At 62.3% G+C, this 16,813-nt stretch carries 17 protein-coding genes and 1 tRNA gene; 8 read left to right on the top strand and 10 right to left on the bottom strand.

Features of this window, described 5'->3' with window-relative positions; all coding sequences use genetic code 11:
- Positions 1–86: 86 nt before the first annotated feature.
- From HU737_RS21035 to HU737_RS21020, 4 genes are read right to left on the bottom strand one after another with little or no spacing between them, the layout of a single operon-like run.
- A complete protein-coding gene (locus tag HU737_RS21035; RefSeq protein ID WP_186552806.1) occupies positions 87–776 on the bottom strand; it encodes an ABC transporter permease in 690 nt (229 codons plus the stop codon).
- Entirely contained in the window at positions 773–1,468 is a 696-nt protein-coding gene (locus HU737_RS21030; RefSeq protein WP_186552805.1) for an ABC transporter permease, read from the bottom strand. The genes HU737_RS21035 and HU737_RS21030 overlap by 4 nt, the downstream gene beginning before the upstream one ends.
- A gap of 55 nt (positions 1,469–1,523) precedes the next feature.
- Entirely contained in the window at positions 1,524–2,279 is a 756-nt protein-coding gene (locus HU737_RS21025; protein WP_186552804.1) for an ABC transporter substrate-binding protein, read from the bottom strand.
- Positions 2,280–2,290: 11 nt separating this feature from the next.
- A complete protein-coding gene (locus HU737_RS21020; protein WP_186552803.1) occupies positions 2,291–3,064 on the bottom strand; it encodes an ABC transporter ATP-binding protein in 774 nt (257 codons plus the stop codon).
- Positions 3,065–3,736: 672 nt separating this feature from the next.
- Here HU737_RS21020 and gabP point away from each other — a divergent pair.
- A complete protein-coding gene (gene gabP / locus HU737_RS21015; RefSeq protein WP_186552802.1) occupies positions 3,737–5,131 on the top strand; it encodes a GABA permease in 1,395 nt (464 codons plus the stop codon).
- Between the two features lie 152 nt (positions 5,132–5,283).
- Here the strand turns inward: gabP and HU737_RS21010 are convergent, their stop codons facing one another.
- The gene (locus HU737_RS21010) at positions 5,284–5,727 is read right to left on the bottom strand and encodes a hypothetical protein (protein WP_186553220.1); all 444 of its coding nucleotides are present in this window, start codon (positions 5,725–5,727) and stop codon (positions 5,284–5,286) included.
- Positions 5,728–5,858: 131 nt separating this feature from the next.
- On the opposite strand from HU737_RS21010, the gene HU737_RS21005 reads away from it, so the two are divergent.
- Positions 5,859–6,392 carry a hypothetical protein gene (locus HU737_RS21005; protein ID WP_186552801.1) on the top strand — a complete coding sequence of 178 codons (534 nt, stop codon included), beginning with the start codon at positions 5,859–5,861 and terminating at the stop codon, positions 6,390–6,392.
- 55 nt (positions 6,393–6,447) lie between these two features.
- On the opposite strand, the gene ppk2 is transcribed toward HU737_RS21005, so the two are convergent.
- The 5 genes from ppk2 to HU737_RS20980 all read right to left on the bottom strand — a co-directional run bounded on the left by ppk2 (position 6,448) and on the right by HU737_RS20980 (position 11,422).
- The gene (ppk2, locus tag HU737_RS21000) at positions 6,448–7,455 is read right to left on the bottom strand and encodes a polyphosphate kinase 2 (protein WP_225915631.1); all 1,008 of its coding nucleotides are present in this window, start codon (positions 7,453–7,455) and stop codon (positions 6,448–6,450) included.
- Positions 7,456–7,669: 214 nt separating this feature from the next.
- Positions 7,670–7,745: transfer RNA gene (locus HU737_RS20995), tRNA-Phe, on the bottom strand.
- A 91-nt stretch (positions 7,746–7,836) separates the two neighbouring features.
- A complete protein-coding gene (locus tag HU737_RS20990; protein ID WP_186552800.1) occupies positions 7,837–8,109 on the bottom strand; it encodes an oxidative damage protection protein in 273 nt (90 codons plus the stop codon).
- Positions 8,106–9,173 carry an A/G-specific adenine glycosylase gene (gene mutY / locus HU737_RS20985; RefSeq protein ID WP_186552799.1) on the bottom strand — a complete coding sequence of 356 codons (1,068 nt, stop codon included), beginning with the start codon at positions 9,171–9,173 and terminating at the stop codon, positions 8,106–8,108. The genes HU737_RS20990 and mutY overlap by 4 nt, the downstream gene beginning before the upstream one ends.
- Positions 9,170–11,422 carry an AsmA family protein gene (locus HU737_RS20980; RefSeq protein WP_186552798.1) on the bottom strand — a complete coding sequence of 751 codons (2,253 nt, stop codon included), beginning with the start codon at positions 11,420–11,422 and terminating at the stop codon, positions 9,170–9,172. Before HU737_RS20980 ends, mutY begins: the two co-directional genes overlap by 4 nt.
- 418 nt (positions 11,423–11,840) lie before the next feature.
- On the opposite strand from HU737_RS20980, the gene HU737_RS20975 reads away from it, so the two are divergent.
- The 6 genes from HU737_RS20975 (at position 11,841) to hisF (ending at position 16,726) form a co-directional block, all read left to right on the top strand.
- Positions 11,841–13,499 carry an OFA family MFS transporter gene (locus HU737_RS20975; RefSeq protein ID WP_186552797.1) on the top strand — a complete coding sequence of 553 codons (1,659 nt, stop codon included), beginning with the start codon at positions 11,841–11,843 and terminating at the stop codon, positions 13,497–13,499.
- Between the two features lie 188 nt (positions 13,500–13,687).
- Positions 13,688–14,281 (top strand): imidazoleglycerol-phosphate dehydratase HisB, encoded by a 594-nt coding sequence (hisB, locus tag HU737_RS20970; protein WP_186552796.1) that lies wholly within the window; start codon positions 13,688–13,690, stop codon positions 14,279–14,281.
- Positions 14,282–14,920: an imidazole glycerol phosphate synthase subunit HisH gene (gene hisH, locus HU737_RS20965; RefSeq protein ID WP_186552795.1), complete on the top strand. Its 639-nt coding sequence runs from the start codon at positions 14,282–14,284 to the stop codon at positions 14,918–14,920.
- A complete protein-coding gene (locus tag HU737_RS20960) occupies positions 14,921–15,181 on the top strand; it encodes a DUF2164 domain-containing protein (protein ID WP_186552794.1) in 261 nt (86 codons plus the stop codon).
- 27 nt (positions 15,182–15,208) lie between these two features.
- On the top strand, positions 15,209–15,946 hold the full coding sequence (hisA, locus tag HU737_RS20955) for a 1-(5-phosphoribosyl)-5-[(5-phosphoribosylamino)methylideneamino]imidazole-4-carboxamide isomerase (RefSeq protein WP_186552793.1): 738 nt from the start codon (positions 15,209–15,211) through the stop codon (positions 15,944–15,946).
- 9 nt (positions 15,947–15,955) lie between these two features.
- The gene (gene hisF / locus HU737_RS20950) at positions 15,956–16,726 is read left to right on the top strand and encodes an imidazole glycerol phosphate synthase subunit HisF (protein ID WP_186552792.1); all 771 of its coding nucleotides are present in this window, start codon (positions 15,956–15,958) and stop codon (positions 16,724–16,726) included.
- The last annotated feature ends 87 nt before the right edge of the window (positions 16,727–16,813 follow it).

Raw genomic sequence — 16,813 nt, 5'->3', positions numbered from 1 at the left:
GGAAGTCAAAGGGTGTCAGTGATGGCCTCATCGCGGGGCAAGCCCGCTCCTACCGAGTCAATAGGAGCGATGAGGCCGCTACTGACTCAGCGCCCTTGGCAGGCGTCCACGCGCAACCAGCGTTCCAGCAGCTTGAACCCCTGCACCAGCAAGAACGAGATCAGCAGGTAGAACAACCCGGCAGCAAAGAAGATCTCCACCGGCAAGTAGGTGCGGGCGATGATGGTCCGTGCCATGCCGGTCAGTTCCAGCAGGGTGACGGTACTGGCCAGGGCGCTGGCCTTGAGCATCAGGATCACTTCGTTGCTGTAGGCCGGCAGGCCTATGCGCGAGGCGCGTGGCAGCATGATGTAGAACAGCGTCTTGGCCCGCGACATGCCCAGCGCGCGCGCCGCTTCGATCTCACCCTTGGGGATCGCCTGCAACGCACCACGCAGGATCTCGGCGATGTAGGCGGCAGTGTGCAGGGTCATGGTCAGCACGGTGCACCAGAACGGATCGCGCAGGTAGGGCCACAGCGCGCTGCTGCGCACCGCATCGAACTGGGCCAGGCCGTAGTAGACCAAAAACAGCTGCACCAGCAGCGGAGTGCCGCGGAAGAAGAAAATGTAGCCGTAGGGCAAGGCGCGTACGTACCAGTGCCGCGAAGCGCGGGCGACACCCAGCGGGATCGCCAGGATCAATCCGGCGATGACCGCGATAGCCACCAGCTCCAGGGTCAGGGTTGCGCCCTGAGCGAGGCGTGGCAGCCATTTGATGATGACTTCCCAGTTCATTGTTCGGCCCTCACGAAGCCGCGAGCGGCGCGTTTTTCCAGGAAGTACATGCCGGTCATGGCGATCACGGTCAGGCTCAGGTAGATGCAGGCCGCAACCATGTAGAAGGTGAACGGCTCCTTGCTCACGGTCACCGCGATCTGCGAGTGACGCATGATTTCTTCCAGGCCGATCACCGACACCAGTGCGGTGTCTTTCATCAGGATCATGAACAGGTTGCCCAGGCCCGGCAGGGCGATGCGCCACATTTGCGGGAGGATGATCCGCGACAGGATGCGGCCCTTGGACAGGCCCAGGGCCATGCCCGCTTCACGGTGGCCCTTGGGAATCGCCAGGATCGCGCCACGGAACACTTCCGTGGCGTAGGCGCCAAAGCACAAGCCCAAGGCGATTACGCCCGCAGCGAAGGCACTGAGCTCAAGGCCGGGAATATTCAGGGCTTCGCCCAAGCTGTTGACCAGGCCAACGGTACCGAAATAGATCAGCAGGACCCACAGCAGCTCAGGCACGCCGCGAACCAGGGTCGAGTAGAAGCCGCCAAGCCATTGCAGTGGCTTGATCGAAGAAGTCTTGGCCAGTGCGCCGAGCAGGCCCAGGACCAGCCCCAGCAGCAGGGCGCAAAGCGCCAGTTTTACGGTCATGAAGGTGCCAGCCAACAAGGCCGGACCAAATCCGTGCAGGTCGATATTCATGGGTAGATGCGTTCTAGGGACCGACACGCCGCAAGGGCGTGCCGGTCGGGGCGAATCATTCGATGCTGAACGGGAAGTACTTGTCGTTGATCTTCTTGTACGTACCGTCGGCTTTGATTTCTTTCAGGGCGGCGTTGAGGTCGTTACGCAGCTTGTCGTCACCCTTGCGCACGGCGATGCCGATCTTGTCGGACTCTTCTACAGGCTCGCCCTTGAACTCGTAGTTCTGGCCGTCCTTGCTCTTGAGCCACTCGTACTGCACGTACTTGTCGGCGAGGATGCCGTCGATACGGCCGGACAGCAGGTCCAGGTAGGCGTTTTCCTGGGTGTCGTACAGCTTGATCTGAATATCATCGCCGTAGTTGTCTTCCAGCCAGGTGCCGGCCAGGGTTGCGCGCTGGGTACCGATCACCTTGCCCTTGAGCGAGGCCTTGTCGGTTTTGAAGTCGACGTTCTTCGGCGCGATGAACTGCAGCTTGTTCGAGTAGTAGGGGTCGGTGAAGTCGACCGCCTGCTTGCGCTCGTCGGTGATCGACAGCGACGACACCAGGAAGTCGAACTTCTTGGCGTTCAGGGCGGGGATGATGCCGTCCCAGTCGGAGGTGACCACCGAGCACTCGACTTTCATCTTGGCGCACAGGGCGTCGCCGATGTCTTTGTCAAAGCCCACGACGTTACCGCTGGCATCCTTGTTGTTGAACGGCGGGTAGGCCGCTTCGATACCCATGCGCAGTTTTTCCGCGGCCATGGCGTTGGCCGAGAAGACCAGGGTGGCGGCGGCGGCCAGGAGGAATTTCTTGTAGGTCTGCATGTATTGCTCCGTTAGCGGTGGCTGGACATGAATTGCTTGCAACGCGCCGAGTTCGGGTTTTCAAAGACCTGCTGCGGCGTTCCTTGCTCTTCCACCAGGCCCTGGTGCAGGAAGACCACTTCACTGGACACCTGGCGGGCAAAGTTCATCTCGTGCGTCACCAGCAGCATGGTACGGCCTTCGTCGGCCAATGCGCGGATAACGTTAAGCACTTCCTGGACCATTTCCGGATCGAGCGCCGAGGTCGGCTCGTCGAACAGGATGACCTTGGGCTTCATGGCCAAGGTACGGGCAATGGCAGCACGCTGTTGCTGGCCACCGGAAAGCTGGGCGGGGTAGCTGTGACGCTTGTCATAGATGCCAACCTTGTTCAGCAGCGCCTCGGCGTGTTCGATCGCCTCGGCCTTGCTCTGGCCCAGCACCCGGCGCGGCGCCTCGATGATGTTGTCGAGGATCGACATGTGCGGCCACAGGTTGAAATTCTGGAAGACAAAGCCGATTTCGCTACGCAGGCGATTGATCTGGCGGTTGTCGGAGGGGATCAGGTCGCCATTCTTGGCAGCCTTGAGCTTGAGCTCTTCGCCGGCGACGAGGATCTGCCCCTGGTGCGGGTTCTCCAGCAGGTTGATGCAGCGCAGCAGGGTGGACTTGCCGGAGCCGGACGACCCCAGGATGGAGATCACGTCACCGTCACGGGCGGTCAGCGAAATGCCCTTGAGAATTTCCTGCTCGCCGTAGCGTTTGTGCAGGTTGCGGATTTCTAGCGCGGGCGTGGCCTCGGCCATGTGCGGTCCTCATGTGTTCGGGTGCGTTCCCAGCTGTTGGCGGCCTTCCTGGCGAGCGCCACGCTAGCATAGCGGCTCAGTGACATCCAACCGGGTCGCAGGGGGCTCGGGTCGCTGGCGGGACAGTTTGTCGCATCGCTGCAGCGCAACGTCGCGAGGATGTCCGCAGACCTTTGCGCCCAGCACCAGAGCCTTGATGAAAAAAGGCGCGATGGTGCCAGCTTTGGCCAAGCCTGGGAAGCCGTTTTTGGCCTCTTCGCGGCTAGCCCGCTCTCACAAATATCCCATAAACCTCAGGGATTGCGCCAAACCCTGTGGGAGCGGGCTTGCCCGCGAAGGATTCGACGCCTACTTGAGGGTTGCGCCGAAGGTTGCACTTTTCTGCCTGGTTATTGTGCGCAGGTGTTACCGAGGAGCACCTTTGGTGCGTTTGTAAGTGGGTATTTCTGTAATCTGGACTTGGCATGGGGGTTTGGCGGCCTTTCGGTCAAAGCCTGGCCGAATGCCCTGCAAGCCGCGCCATATCTGCCTGCTGAAAGAATTCAGACGAAAGCCATTCTCACCTGGCCCGGTTATTGCCATCTGGAAATCACTGAATGCAGCGACGTCTTCTTTCACCCCAGGCGCGCTGGCCGTCATTCGTGTAGTCCACCTCCTTACAAAGGTAGTTTTATGAGCGGTAACAATTCCAACGACCTCGCTCAGGGGCTCAAGCAACGGCATGTGACCATGCTGTCCATTGCTGGCGTGATCGGCGCCGGTCTGTTCGTCGGCTCCGGCCACGCCATTGCCGCTGCCGGCCCTGCCGTACTGCTGGCCTACGCCGCCGCCGGTACCCTGGTGGTGCTGGTGATGCGCATGCTGGGCGAAATGGCGATTGCCTCGCCTGACACCGGTTCGTTCTCCACTTATGCCGACCGCTCCATCGGGCGTTGGGCAGGTTTCACCATCGGCTGGCTGTACTGGTGGTTCTGGGTCTTGGTGATCCCGCTGGAAGCCAACGCCGCCGCAGCCATCCTGCATGCCTGGTTCCCTGCGGTCGATCTGTGGGCGTTCTCGCTGCTGATCACCCTGGCGCTGACCCTGACCAACCTGTGCAGCGTGAAGAACTACGGCGAGTTCGAGTTCTGGTTCGCCTTGCTCAAAGTGCTGGCGATCATCGGCTTCATCGTCGTTGGTTGCGCCGCCATGTTCGGCATGGTGCCCAGCAGCCAGGTCAGCGGTGTCAGCCACCTGTTCGACACCCAAGGCTTCATGCCCAATGGCCTGGGCGCCGTGCTGGCAGCCATGCTGACCACCATGTTCTCGTTCATGGGTACCGAGATCGTTACCATCGCTGCTGCCGAATCGAAAGATCCAGGTAAGCAGATCAGCCGCGCCACCAACTCGGTGATCTGGCGGATCTGCCTGTTCTACCTGGTGTCGATCTTCCTGGTCGTGGCCCTGGTGCCGTGGAACGATCCAGCCCTGGCCGAGACCGGTTCGTACCAGACCGTGCTGAGCATGATCGGCGTGCCGAATGCCAAGCTGATCGTTGATATCGTCGTGCTGATCGCCGTTACCAGCTGCCTGAACTCGGCGCTGTACACCTCCTCGCGCATGCTGTTCTCGCTGAGCAAGCGTGGCGACGCCCCGGCTGTGGCCCAACGCACGACCAAGGCCGGTACTCCGCACTGGGCAGTGTTGCTGTCTACTGCTGCGGCCTTCCTCTGCGTGTTCGCCAACTTCGTCGCACCGGCGCAGGTGTTCGAGTTCTTGCTGGCCAGTTCCGGTGCTATCGCTTTGCTGGTGTACCTGGTGATTGCCGTATCGCAACTGCGCATGCGTAGCCAGCGCGAAGCGCGTGGTGAGAAGATCGACTTCAAGATGTGGCTGTTCCCCGGCCTGACCTGGGCGACCATTGCTTTCATCATTGCCGTGCTGGTGGTGATGGCGATCCGTCCGGATCATCGCGCCGAGATCGTCGCGACCGCGTTGCTGAGCATTGGTGTGGTGGCAGCGGGTCTGCTGGTGCATCGCAAGCGCAAGGCTGATGAAGCGGCGGGTCGGGTGGCGCTGGATAACTGATCCAGGCTGCTTGAACGCAAAAGGCCGCGCCCTGTGAAGGGTGCGGCCTTTTTGTTGGTCTGTGCGGGCCTGTTCGCGGGCAAGCCCGCTCCTACAGGATTGCATGCTACCTGTGGCAGCGGGCTTGCCCGCGAACAGGCCGTTAAAGCGCTTCAGCCAAACTGTTTTTGCTGTTGCTGCTGCTTGGCCACCACCTCGGATGCGGCGATGTAGGCTTGCTGGAACTCGTCGCTCTCCAGCCAGGCCATGGTGGTGTCTTCGTCGGCGCCGTCCAGCCAGGTGCGATAGGCAGTGAACACCAGCACGATGTAGTCAGTGGCGTGCTCTTCCTTGTGGCCCTTGAGCACCAGCGCCAGCAGCGGGTCGACCAGGAACACCGAGATCATCGCGACCAGGCCGCTCTCCTGGGCCACCTTCATCTTCTCGAACAGCTCCTTGTAGCTGTCCGACTCCATGGCCTTGTTGAACACCTGCTCGATGCTGGCGCTATCGCCAGCGCTGGCCTTGACCGCTTGGCCGCCACGCACCATGCGGTTTTGCTTGGCCTTGGAGGCGGCGCGCTTGGCGCGTTTCTGTTGTTTGCTGTTGGAGGCCATGGTGAGCAGGTGTCCTTGGAAGGCGGAAAATGTGCGTATTGAATCGCACTTGCCGGTGAAACCCAAGCGACATGCGACGGTCTCAGGCAGGCTGTCGGACATTTAGCAGTTGCCCCTTGAGGATTTCACGGATGAAAACAGCAATTTCGCTCGGCCTGTTGGCTGTGGCGCTTTCTGGTTGCGGCAATATCGCCGCGGTCAAGTCGTTCAACACCCCCTATGGCTCGCCGACCGCGGGTGACACTGCGCGCTTGCGAGTGATCGCCAATGGCATGGTGCGCGCAGTACCCGGCAAGGATTGCGTGGACTGGTACAGCCCGGGAGCCGGGGTGATCGCGGTGCCGCAGAAAGGCTTCGCCGACCGCAATGGCGAATCTCTGGGCATGCCCACTGGCGCCGCAGTGGCGCAGGGCGATGTGGTCAGCGAAGTGCTGGTGCCGGCAGGCAAGCCGTTTACCCTGCACTTTCTCGACGGTGGGCGCACCAGCTACAACAGCGTGACCAACTGCCTCGGGATGTTCTACTTCGTCCCGCAGAAGGGCGCCGACTATGAGGTAGTCATGCGCGGTTACAGCGGCTGTGGGGTGAAGCTGCAGCAGTTGGGGTTGGATCAACCGGTGCAGGCCACCAAGGCGGAGTACTGCAGCGCCATTGCCAACTTCTGAGTGAAGTTGGCTTTTGCGGGCTTATCGCGGGGGCAATCCTGGGCCTGCAGGGGGGTCATGCAGCTGGCGCTTCATCCTCTTCAAAGCCCCGCGACGCACGTCCCACCAGCAGCGGATCCGGCGCATGCGCCACGCTCAGGTCCTTGCCTGGGTAATCCAGCGAATGCAGGAAGTGCCGGATGCAGTTGATCCGCGCGCGCTTCTTGTCATCGGACTTGATCACCGTCCACGGCGCATCGCCGGTATCGGTGTGGAAGAACATCGCCTCCTTGGCGGCGGTGTAGTCGTCCCATTTATCCAGCGACTTGATGTCTATCGGCGACAGCTTCCAGTGCTTGAGCGGATCGTCACGCCGCGAGATGAAGCGCCGTAGCTGCTCCTCGCGATTGACCGAGAACCAGTACTTGAACAGCAAGATCCCGCTGTTGCAGAGCATCCGCTCCAAGTCTGGCGCCTGGCGCATGAATTCCAGGTATTGCACCGGTGTGCAGAAATCCATCACCCGCTCGACCCCGGCGCGGTTGTACCAAGAGCGGTCGAAGAAGACCATTTCTCCCGACGTGGGCAGGTGCTGGATGTAACGCTGGAAATACCACTGACCCTTTTCCTGCTCGGAAGGCTTCTCCAGCGCCACGATGCGCGCGCCGCGCGGGTTCAAGTGCTCCATGAAGCGCTTGATGGTGCCGCCCTTGCCAGCCGCATCACGCCCCTCGAACAGCACGACTACGCGCTGGCCGGTGTCCTTCACCCAGCTTTGCACCTTGAGCAGCTCGATCTGCAGGGCGTGCTTGGCCTTCTCGTAGTCGTTGCGGCGCAGACGGGTGACATACGGGTAGTTGGCCGGCAAGCGCGCCGAGGTGCTGTCCTCGTTGCTGCCCTTGCGCGCAGTGGCCACCTGCAACGCGGCAGGCTGCTGGCTGACCGTGATGATCGAGCTTTCGCCTGTGGCCTTGGCCGCTGGCTTGCGCTGGCGAGGGCGGCGCGTGCGCGGGGGTGGGGTGACGCTGGGCGTGGCCTCGACGCTTGGCGCGGCGGAAAGAAGCGGGGTGGATTCGTCGCTCATGGAAGTCCTTGCGGGTCGATTCGAGTGTCCACCTGGCATGCTAAGGCGTTTTCGCGAGCGGCTAGTTGATTCGGGTCAAGGAGGGGGTGGGAGGGGGTGGCTGCTGTGCAGCCATTCGCGGGAAAGCCCGCTCCCACAGGGTGGTTGGTGGGGGCTGGATAAAACTCGGGCAATAAAAAAACCCTGAATCTTTCGATTCAGGGTTTTAGTGTTTTGGTGCCCAGAGACGGAGTCGAACCGCCGACACGAGGATTTTCAATCCTCTGCTCTACCGACTGAGCTATCTGGGCAACGGGGCGCATTAAAAGGCTTTTTCAGGTTTGCGTCAACGACTTTTTGAAAATTTTTTAAATTAATTCCGTCGCTTACGATTTTGCTGGGTCATTCGGCCGGTGGCACGTAGCCGTCAGCCTTGGCGTAATCCTCGCCGGAGAAGTATTTGTCCATCTCTTGCTGGAGGAATTTGCGGTCCTCGGCATTCATCATGTTCAGGCGCTTCTCGTTGATCAGCAGGGTCTGGTGTTTCTGCCACTCATCCCAGGCCTTCTTCGAGATGTTGTCGAAGATGTCCTGGCCTTTGGCGCCTGGGTACGGCGGGCGCTCAAGGCCAGGCAGCTGTTCGTGGTATTTGCGGCAGTTCACGGTGCGGGTCATCGGGGCTCTCCTGCAATCAATTGGTCGGCCGCGCGTTTGAGCAGCTTCTTGACCGGGGCGGCGAGGCCCAGGCGCGGCGGGGTGGCGAGGTTATACCAGAGCCAGTCAGGCTCGGCCACGTGCGCGCCGAGCGGATCGACACGGACCAGCCAGGGCTCGATGGCCAGCTGGAAGTGGCTGAAGGTATGGGTCAGGCCATCGAGGGCCTGGCTGCCGGTCAGGCGCAGGCCGTGCTGGTAAGCCAGGTCATCGAGCTGCTCCAGGCTGTCTAGCTCGGGCAGGCTCCACAAACCGCCCCACAGGCCGCTGGAAGGGCGCCGGTAGAGCAGGATGGCGCCTTCTTGGTTGGCCAGGATCGGCATCAGCGTGCGCCGCTGTGGCAAGGTCTTGCGCGGCTTGGGCTCGGGGTAGTGAGTCTCCTGGCCGAGCAAGTGCGCCTCACAGCCGCGCTGGAGCGGGCAGATCAGGCAGCTGGGCTTGCTGCGCGTACACAGGGTCGCGCCCAGGTCCATCATCGCCTGGGTGTAGTGGTTGGCGCGGGCGTGTGGGGTGTAGCGCTCGGCAGTGGCCCACAGCGCGTTGGCCACCTTCGGCTCCCCCGGGTAGCCGCCCTGGGCGCTGTAGCGGGCCAGTACGCGCTTGACGTTGCCGTCGAGGATCGGCGCGCGGATGCCCATGCTGATGCTGGCAATGGCGCCGGCCGTGGAGCGACCAATGCCAGGCAGCTCGGTCAGCTGCTCGACACTACGCGGGAATTCGCCGCCATGCTGGTTGACCACGATCTGCGCGGCCTTTTGCAGGTTGCGCGCGCGGGTGTAGTAGCCAAGCCCGGTCCACAGGTGCAGCACTTCGTCTTCCGGCGCCTCGGCCAGGTCCTGCACGGTCGGCAGGGCCTGCATGAAGCGGTCGAAGTAGTTGAGCACGGTGCTGACCTGGGTCTGCTGCAGCATGATTTCCGACACCCACACCCGGTAGGGGTTGATGCCCTGTTGCCAGGGCAGGTCGTGGCGGCCGTGCTGGTCGTACCACTCCAGCACTGCGCTGGAGAACTGCTGGGGGCTCATCGCTTGAACAGCCCCTTGAGTGCGTCTTTCAATTCAGGGCTCACTTTGTCTCCGAGTTTCTCGTCGAGCTTTTCATCGATCTTGTCTTTCAGGCGGTTGCCGGCGAGTTTGGCGGCAACCTTGCCCAGGCCGTCCTGATCCAGGCGGCAGGCCTTGGCGCCAAGCTCCAGCGGGCCACGGCAGCGCAGCGGCACTTCGACGCCGACATAGCGCTCGTTGACCTGGCAAGCCGGGTCGGGCATGGCACGCTGATCGCCTTCGACCACTACGCCGATCCGGTAGTCCATGCCCAGCACGCGCAGGTCCAGGTCGCCCTGGCCGTTGACGGTCAGGCCGGGGATGCGTGCCTTGAGGTCAGGGTTGCTGGCCACGCCATTGCGCACCACCAGGCTGCCTCGCAGTTCCTCGAACGGCGTGTCCTTGCCGCGCGGCTCACCGCTGAGCGACTTGCGGTTGAGGGTAGCGATGGCCTGGCACAGCTGCTGCTCCAGGTTGGCGTTGACCAGTACACCATCATTGATGGTGAAGCTGGCGTTGCCATTGAGCGTATCGACCAGGGCCTTCTGGCTGTTGCCGGTGGCAGTCAGGTCGCTGTTGAGGGTCAGCAGGCCTTTGACTGGCGGCGTCTGCTCAGGGCTTTCGGACTTGATGAAGTGCTCGACCGGCACCCGGTTGATCTTGGTGTTGACGCCGATTTGCGGCACCGCCGGGCGTACATCGAGGGTGCCCTTGGCTTCGAAGCTGCCGTTGTACAGGCCGCCACGCAGGGTTTCCAGGGTCACCAGGCCGCCCTGGCCTTTGGCCTTGAGCTGGGCGTCTGTGATGGGCAGCTTGTCCAGGGTCAGCGCGCCGAAGCTGAGCTCGGCTTGTAGATCGAGGGCGCGCAGGCGATCGACCGGCAGCAGTTTGTCGTTGCTCCAGGCCACCTGGGTCGGGGCGTTAGGCAGGGGTGAACTGCCAGCGCCGGCCACGGCGGTGGTTTCCTGCTGCTTGACTTCGGCCTGGCGCGCAGCGGTGGCGCCCTTGGCTTGTTCGCTCTTGGCCGGGAAGTAGCGATCGGCGTCGAACTTGTCGCCTTTTAGCTGCAAGCGCAGGGCTTGCTTGGCGAAGTCTTCGATTGCCACGCGGCCGCTGAAGGTGCTGTCGTCCAGTTTCACCGCCAGGTCTTCCAGCGCCAGGCTGTTAGGGCTACCGGCCAGGCGGCTGACCAGCTCCAGCTTGCCGAAAGCGGCTGGATCGGCAGTGGCGGGCAGCGGCTGGCCGATGCCGTCGAGGAAGGTGCGCAGGTCGAATTGGGCAATCGACAGCCCGCCGCTGACCTGTGGCGTCTTGTCCAGCTCACGCACATTCAGCTCGCCAAGCGCGCGCAGCTGGTTGGCGGAGACCTTCAGGCCATTCCACGAGGCGACATTGGCCGCCATGTCGACCAGCAGTTGGCCTTGGGCGTTGAAGGTCAGGGTCTTGCCGGCCAGTGGTTCGCCCGAGGTTTCGCCGGACAGGCGCATGTCTTCGAGGTTGTAGCGCTTGAGCTTGCGGTCAAAGCGCAGTTCGCCGGTCAGTTCGGTGCGGGCTTTGATGTTCGGCTGCGCAGCGCTGAGGAAGGCGCTGGCCTTCAGGGCAATGTTCGCCCCTTCATGCACCGGGCCAGTGCTCAGCTGGATGCTCTCGGCACTGACGCTCTGGCCAGTCTTGGCATCGGTGTACTGCACGCGGGCGTTGTTCACCGTCAGGCTGTCGATATCCAGCTTGACCGAACGTTCGCTGGCGTTGTCGGCTGCTGCGGGCTCGCCCGCGGGCGTTGCAGCGGGGGCGTTGGGCGTGCTGGCGCTGGCATCTTGCGCCGGCAGTGGCTTGCCGATGTCTTGCCAGTTGCCGTGGCCGTTCTCATCGCGGACCAGGTTCAGGTTCAGGCCTTCGACCCGGACATCACTCATCTGCACTTCGCGGCGCAGCAACGGCAGCACGCGCACCGACAGACCGAGCATCTGCAGGTCGGCGAACGGCTCTTTGGGCTTGTTCAGGGTGGCGATGCTGGCCTCATGCAATTCCAGGCCGAGCCAGGGGAACAGGCTCCAGCCGATATCGCCATTGAGGGTCAGCTCGACGTGGGCCTTGTCGCGCGCCAGTTGGCGAATCTCGTCTTTATAGTCGTTGGGATCGAAGAGGTGGGTCAGGGCGAAGCCCAGTGCCACGATGATCAGCAGCAACCCGAGAAGTCCCAGCCCCAGGATTTTGCCGAACGCTTTCATGGGCGAGTCCTTGTAGTCCGATTTTTGAAAATTCAAGCGCCAGAGTATAGCGCCGCGACTAGCTGCCCTGAGTATTCGACTAGAGATACAGGGCATTTCCTACTAATTGAGCAGATTACACAGGGTCGTGCAGGCGCAGGCTGGTCGCGCGATGTGGTCAGTTCGGTTGATAACGAGTGGATTTCGACCGCCGCCACCCGGACAGTTCCTTGAATGGGTTCAGCTGTTGAAAAAATAACGATATCAGATTGCTTTCATTGAGCGATTCAGCTGGTAATCTTGCGCCGCTTTCGGAGCATAACGCGACCTTTTGTCGCGGATGTTGCCACGTTAACGGCCGGGCCATGCCTTGGTGCACTTGGATAAGAGCCGCGCGTCACATCCGCAAAGCACAGCCCACCTACAAGAGGAACAACCCATGAACAGCAGTATCACGGCAGGGGAGTTGGTGCGTGCGCCCGGCTTCCTGTCGAAGGAGCGCATCATCGCCCGCCCGGGCTTCAACCGCTGGCTGGTACCGCCGGCCGCCCTGGCGATCCACCTGTGCATCGGCATGGCCTACGGCTTCTCGGTGTTCTGGCTGCCACTGTCGCAGGCCATCGGCATCACCGCGCCAGTTGCCTGCTCGGCTGACATGGGCTTCGTCGCCCGGCTGTTCAGCGCCGAGTGCGACTGGCCGATCTCGATGCTGAGCTGGATCTACACGCTGTTCTTCGTGTTCCTCGGTTGCTCCGCCGCCGTGCTGGGCGGTTGGCTGGAACATGCCGGCCCGCGCAAGGCTGGCCTGGTGTCGGCGCTGTGCTGGTGTGGCGGCCTGCTGATTTCGGCGATCGGGGTGAAGACCCATCAGCTGTGGCTGATGTGGCTGGGTTCGGGAGTGATCGGCGGGATCGGCCTGGGCTTGGGGTACATTTCGCCAGTGTCGACGCTGATCAAGTGGTTCCCGGACAAGCGCGGCATGGCGACCGGTATGGCGATCATGGGCTTTGGCGGCGGTGCGATGGTCGGTGCTCCCCTGGCCACTGCGCTGATGGGCCATTTCGGCAGCGCGCAGGAAGTCGGCGTGTGGCAGAGCTTCGTCGCCATGGCGTTGATCTACCTGGTATTCATGACCGCTGGTGCCCTGGCCTATCGCGTGCCGCCGACCGGCTGGAAGCCTGAGGGCTGGACGCCACCTGCGAAAAAGGCCAATGCGATGGTCACTGACCGCCATGTGCATGTCAGCGTGGCCTGGAAAACGCCGCAGTTCGCCCTGGTCTGGCTGGTGCTGTGCCTGAACGTTTCGGCGGGTATCGGCATCCTCGGCATGGCCTCGCCTCTGCTGCAGGAAGTGTTCGCCGGCAAGCTGCTGGGCAACGAGCTGAGCTTCAGTGAGCTGAACGCCGCGCAACTGGCGCAGATTGCCGCGATCGCCGCAGGCTTCACCGGCCTGTTGAGCCTGTTCAACATTGGTGGGCGGTTCTTCTGGGCGTCGTTCTCCGACTACATTGGTCGCAAGAACACCTACTTCGCCTTCTTCGCCCTGGGCGTGGGCCTCTACAGCCTGGTGCCGAACATGGGCCACCTGGGCAACGTGGCGCTGTTCGTCGCTGCGTTCTGCATCATCCTGTCGATGTATGGCGGCGGCTTCGCCACGGTGCCGGCGTACTTGGCGGACCTGTTCGGTACGCAGATGGTCGGTGCGATCCATGGTCGTCTGCTGACTGCCTGGGCGGCGGCGGGCGTGCTTGGGCCGGTGCTGATCACCTATCTGCGTGAATCGCAGCTGGCGGCGGGTGTGGAGCGGGCTGCGGCCTACGACATGACCTTGTACATCCTCGCAGGCCTGCTGGTGCTGGGCTTTATCTGCAATGCGCTGGTGCGGCCGGTGGCGGACAAGTACTTCATGACTGATGCAGAACTCGCCGCTGAGCGTGCGCTGAGCCATGACAAGGGCGCCGATGGCGCGCGTTCGCTGGAATGGCATGCGGCGCCGGGCAGCCTGCCGCTGGTGCTGGTGGCGTGGGCCGTGGTGGTAATTCCGCTGGCCTGGGGCATCTGGGTGACCTTGCAGAAGACCGCTGTGCTGTTCCATTGATGTAGACCGCAGCAGCTCTATCGCGGGGCAAGCCCGCTGCCACGTTGCGCTTCAGCTCTGGAGTGACGGCGTGGCAGCGGGCTTGCCCCGCGCTGCTTTGCACAGCCATATGTCATCCGCGTTTCAAGCGGGCGCGTTCTAGGCCTATAATGGCAGCCTTTTCGCCCAATGATTTTGCGGAGCTGGTGATGGTCGAACGTAAGGCTTCCGTCGAGCGCAATACCCTGGAAACCCAGGTGAAGGCCTCGATCAACCTCGATGGCAGTGGCAAGGCCCGATTCGATATCGGTGTGCCTTTCCTTGAACACATGCTCGACCAGATCGCCCGGCATGGGCTGATCGATCTGGACATCGAGTGCAAGGGCGACCTGCACATCGATGATCACCACACTGTCGAAGACGTCGGCATCACCCTCGGCCAGGCATTCGCCCAGGCCATCGGTGACAAGAAAGGCATCTATCGCTACGGCCATGCCTACGTGCCGCTGGACGAAGCGCTGTCGCGCGTGGTCATCGACTTCTCCGGCCGCCCAGGCCTGCAGATGCATGTGCCGTACACCCGCGCCTCGGTTGGCGGCTTCGATGTCGACCTGTTCCAGGAATTCTTCCAAGGCTTCGTCAACCACGCCCTGGTGACCCTGCACATCGACAACCTGCGTGGGCACAACACCCACCACCAGATCGAGACCGTGTTCAAGGCCTTCGGCCGCGCGCTGCGCATGGCCGTGACCCAGGACGAGCGCATGGCCGGGCAGATGCCGTCGACCAAGGGATGCCTGTAAATGCAGACGGTAGCCGTAATCGACTATGGCATGGGCAACCTGCACTCGGTGGCCAAGGCGCTTGAGCACGTTGGCGCTGGCAAGGTGCTGGTCACCAGCGACGCAGCGGTGATCCGCGAGGCCGACCGGGTGGTGTTCCCAGGTGTCGGCGCGATTCGCGACTGCATGGCCGAGATCCGCCGCCTGGGCTTTGACAGCCTGGTGCGCGAAGTCAGCCAGGACCGGCCGTTCCTCGGTATCTGTGTCGGTATGCAAGCGCTACTCGAACACAGTGAAGAGAACGACGGCGTCGATTGCATCGGCCTGTTCCCTGGCCAGGTGCGCTTCTTCGGCAAAGACCTGCAAGAAGATGGCGAGCACCTGAAGGTGCCGCACATGGGTTGGAACGAAGTCAGCCATGCGGTCGAGCATCCGCTGTGGCATGACATCCCCGATCGTGCCCGCTTCTACTTCGTCCACAGCTACTACATCCATGCAGGCAAGCCCGGCCAAGTGGTCGGTCGCGGCCACTATGGCGTCGACTTTGCCGCAGCGCTGGCCGAGGGCTCGCGATTTGCCGTGCAGTTCCATCCGGAGAAGAGCCATACCCATGGCTTGCAGCTGCTGCAGAACTTCGTCGCCTGGGATGGGCGCTGGTAAATGAGCAAGTCGCGGACCAAGGCACCGATCATTACCCTGGCCCCCGAGCAGGAGCGCGAAGCGCTCGACACGCTCAAGCGCTTCCTGGAAGACCGCTTCGAGCTTGAGCTGGGGTCGTTCGAGGTGGCCGAGGTCCTTGACCTGTTCAGCAAGGAAATTGCACCCCACTACTACAACAGGGCGATTGCCGATGTTCAGCTGCACCTCAAGGAGCGGTTCGAGAGCATCGAAAGCGACCTGTGGGCGTTAGAGAAGCCCTGAAATCCACCGATTAGACAGGTTCCCAAGATGCTGATTATCCCCGCTATCGATCTCAAGGATGGTGCCTGCGTACGCCTGCGCCAAGGCCGCATGGAAGACTCCACGGTGTTCTCCGATGACCCGGTGAGCATGGCCGCCAAATGGGTTGAGGGTGGCTGCCGTCGCCTGCACCTGGTCGACCTCAATGGCGCCTTCGAAGGCCAGCCAGTCAATGGCGAAGTGGTGACTGCCATCGCCAAGCGCTACCCGAACCTGCCGATCCAGATCGGCGGCGGCATCCGCTCGCTGGAAACCATCGAGCACTACGTCAAGGCCGGCGTCAGCTACGTGATCATCGGCACCAAGGCGGTCAAGCAGCCTGAGTTCGTCGCCGAGGCATGCAAGGCCTTCCCGGGCAAGGTCATCGTTGGTCTGGATGCCAAAGACGGCTTCGTCGCCACCGATGGTTGGGCCGAAGTCAGCTCGGTGCAGGTCATCGACCTGGCCAAGCGTTTCGAGGCCGATGGCGTCTCGGCGATCGTCTACACCGACATCGCCAAGGACGGCATGATGCAGGGCTGCAACGTGCCTTTCACCAAGGCGCTGGCCGAAGCCACCCAGATCCCGGTGATTGCCTCCGGCGGCATCCACAACCTGGGTGACATCAAGGCCCTGCTCGACGCCAAGGCCCCTGGCATCATCGGCGCCATCACCGGCCGGGCGATCTACGAAGGTACTCTGGACGTCGCCGAGGCCCAGGCCTTCTGCGACACCTACCAAGGCTGAGGACACGACATGGCACTGGCCAAGCGCATCATCCCTTGCCTGGACGTGGACAACGGCCGGGTGGTCAAGGGCGTCAAGTTCGAGAACATCCGCGATGCCGGTGATCCGGTTGAGATCGCGCGTCGGTACGATGAGCAGGGTGCCGACGAGATCACCTTCCTTGACATCACTGCCAGCGTCGATGGCCGTGACACCACCCTGCATACCGTCGAGCGCATGGCCAGCCAGGTGTTCATCCCGCTGACCGTCGGCGGTGGCGTACGTACCGTGCAAGACATCCGCAACCTGCTCAATGCCGGTGCCGACAAGGTCTCGATCAACACCGCTGCGGTGTTCAATCCGGAGTTCGTCGGCGAGGCTGCGCAGCGCTTTGGTTCGCAGTGCATTGTGGTTGCCATCGATGCCAAGAAGGTGTCCGCGCCGGGCGAAGCGCCGCGCTGGGAGATCTTCACCCATGGTGGGCGCAAGCCGACCGGATTGGACGCGGTGGAATGGGCGAAGAAGATGGAAGGCCTGGGTGCCGGTGAGATCCTGCTGACCAGCATGGATCAGGACGGCATGAAAAATGGCTTCGATCTGGGCGTGACCCGCGCCATCAGCGATGCGCTGGGGATTCCGGTGATCGCTTCGGGAGGTGTGGGTAATCTGCAGCACTTGGCTGACGGGATTCTGGAAGGGCATGCCAGCGCGGTGTTGGCGGCGAGTATCTTCCACTTCGGCGAGTACACCGTGCCTGAGGCCAAGGCCTACATGGCTGCGCGCGGGATCGTCGTTCGCTAAGACACCTGCATAGCGCTCGCAAGAGCGCTATGCAGTGCGACTGCTACGTGGGTGGGGTGCGTCGCAGCTGCTTCGTGGGAGCTACTG

This window comes from Pseudomonas urmiensis, assembly GCF_014268815.2.
Lineage (GTDB): Bacteria > Pseudomonadota > Gammaproteobacteria > Pseudomonadales > Pseudomonadaceae > Aquipseudomonas > Aquipseudomonas urmiensis.
This window is presented reverse-complemented; position numbering and strand designations above follow the sequence as displayed.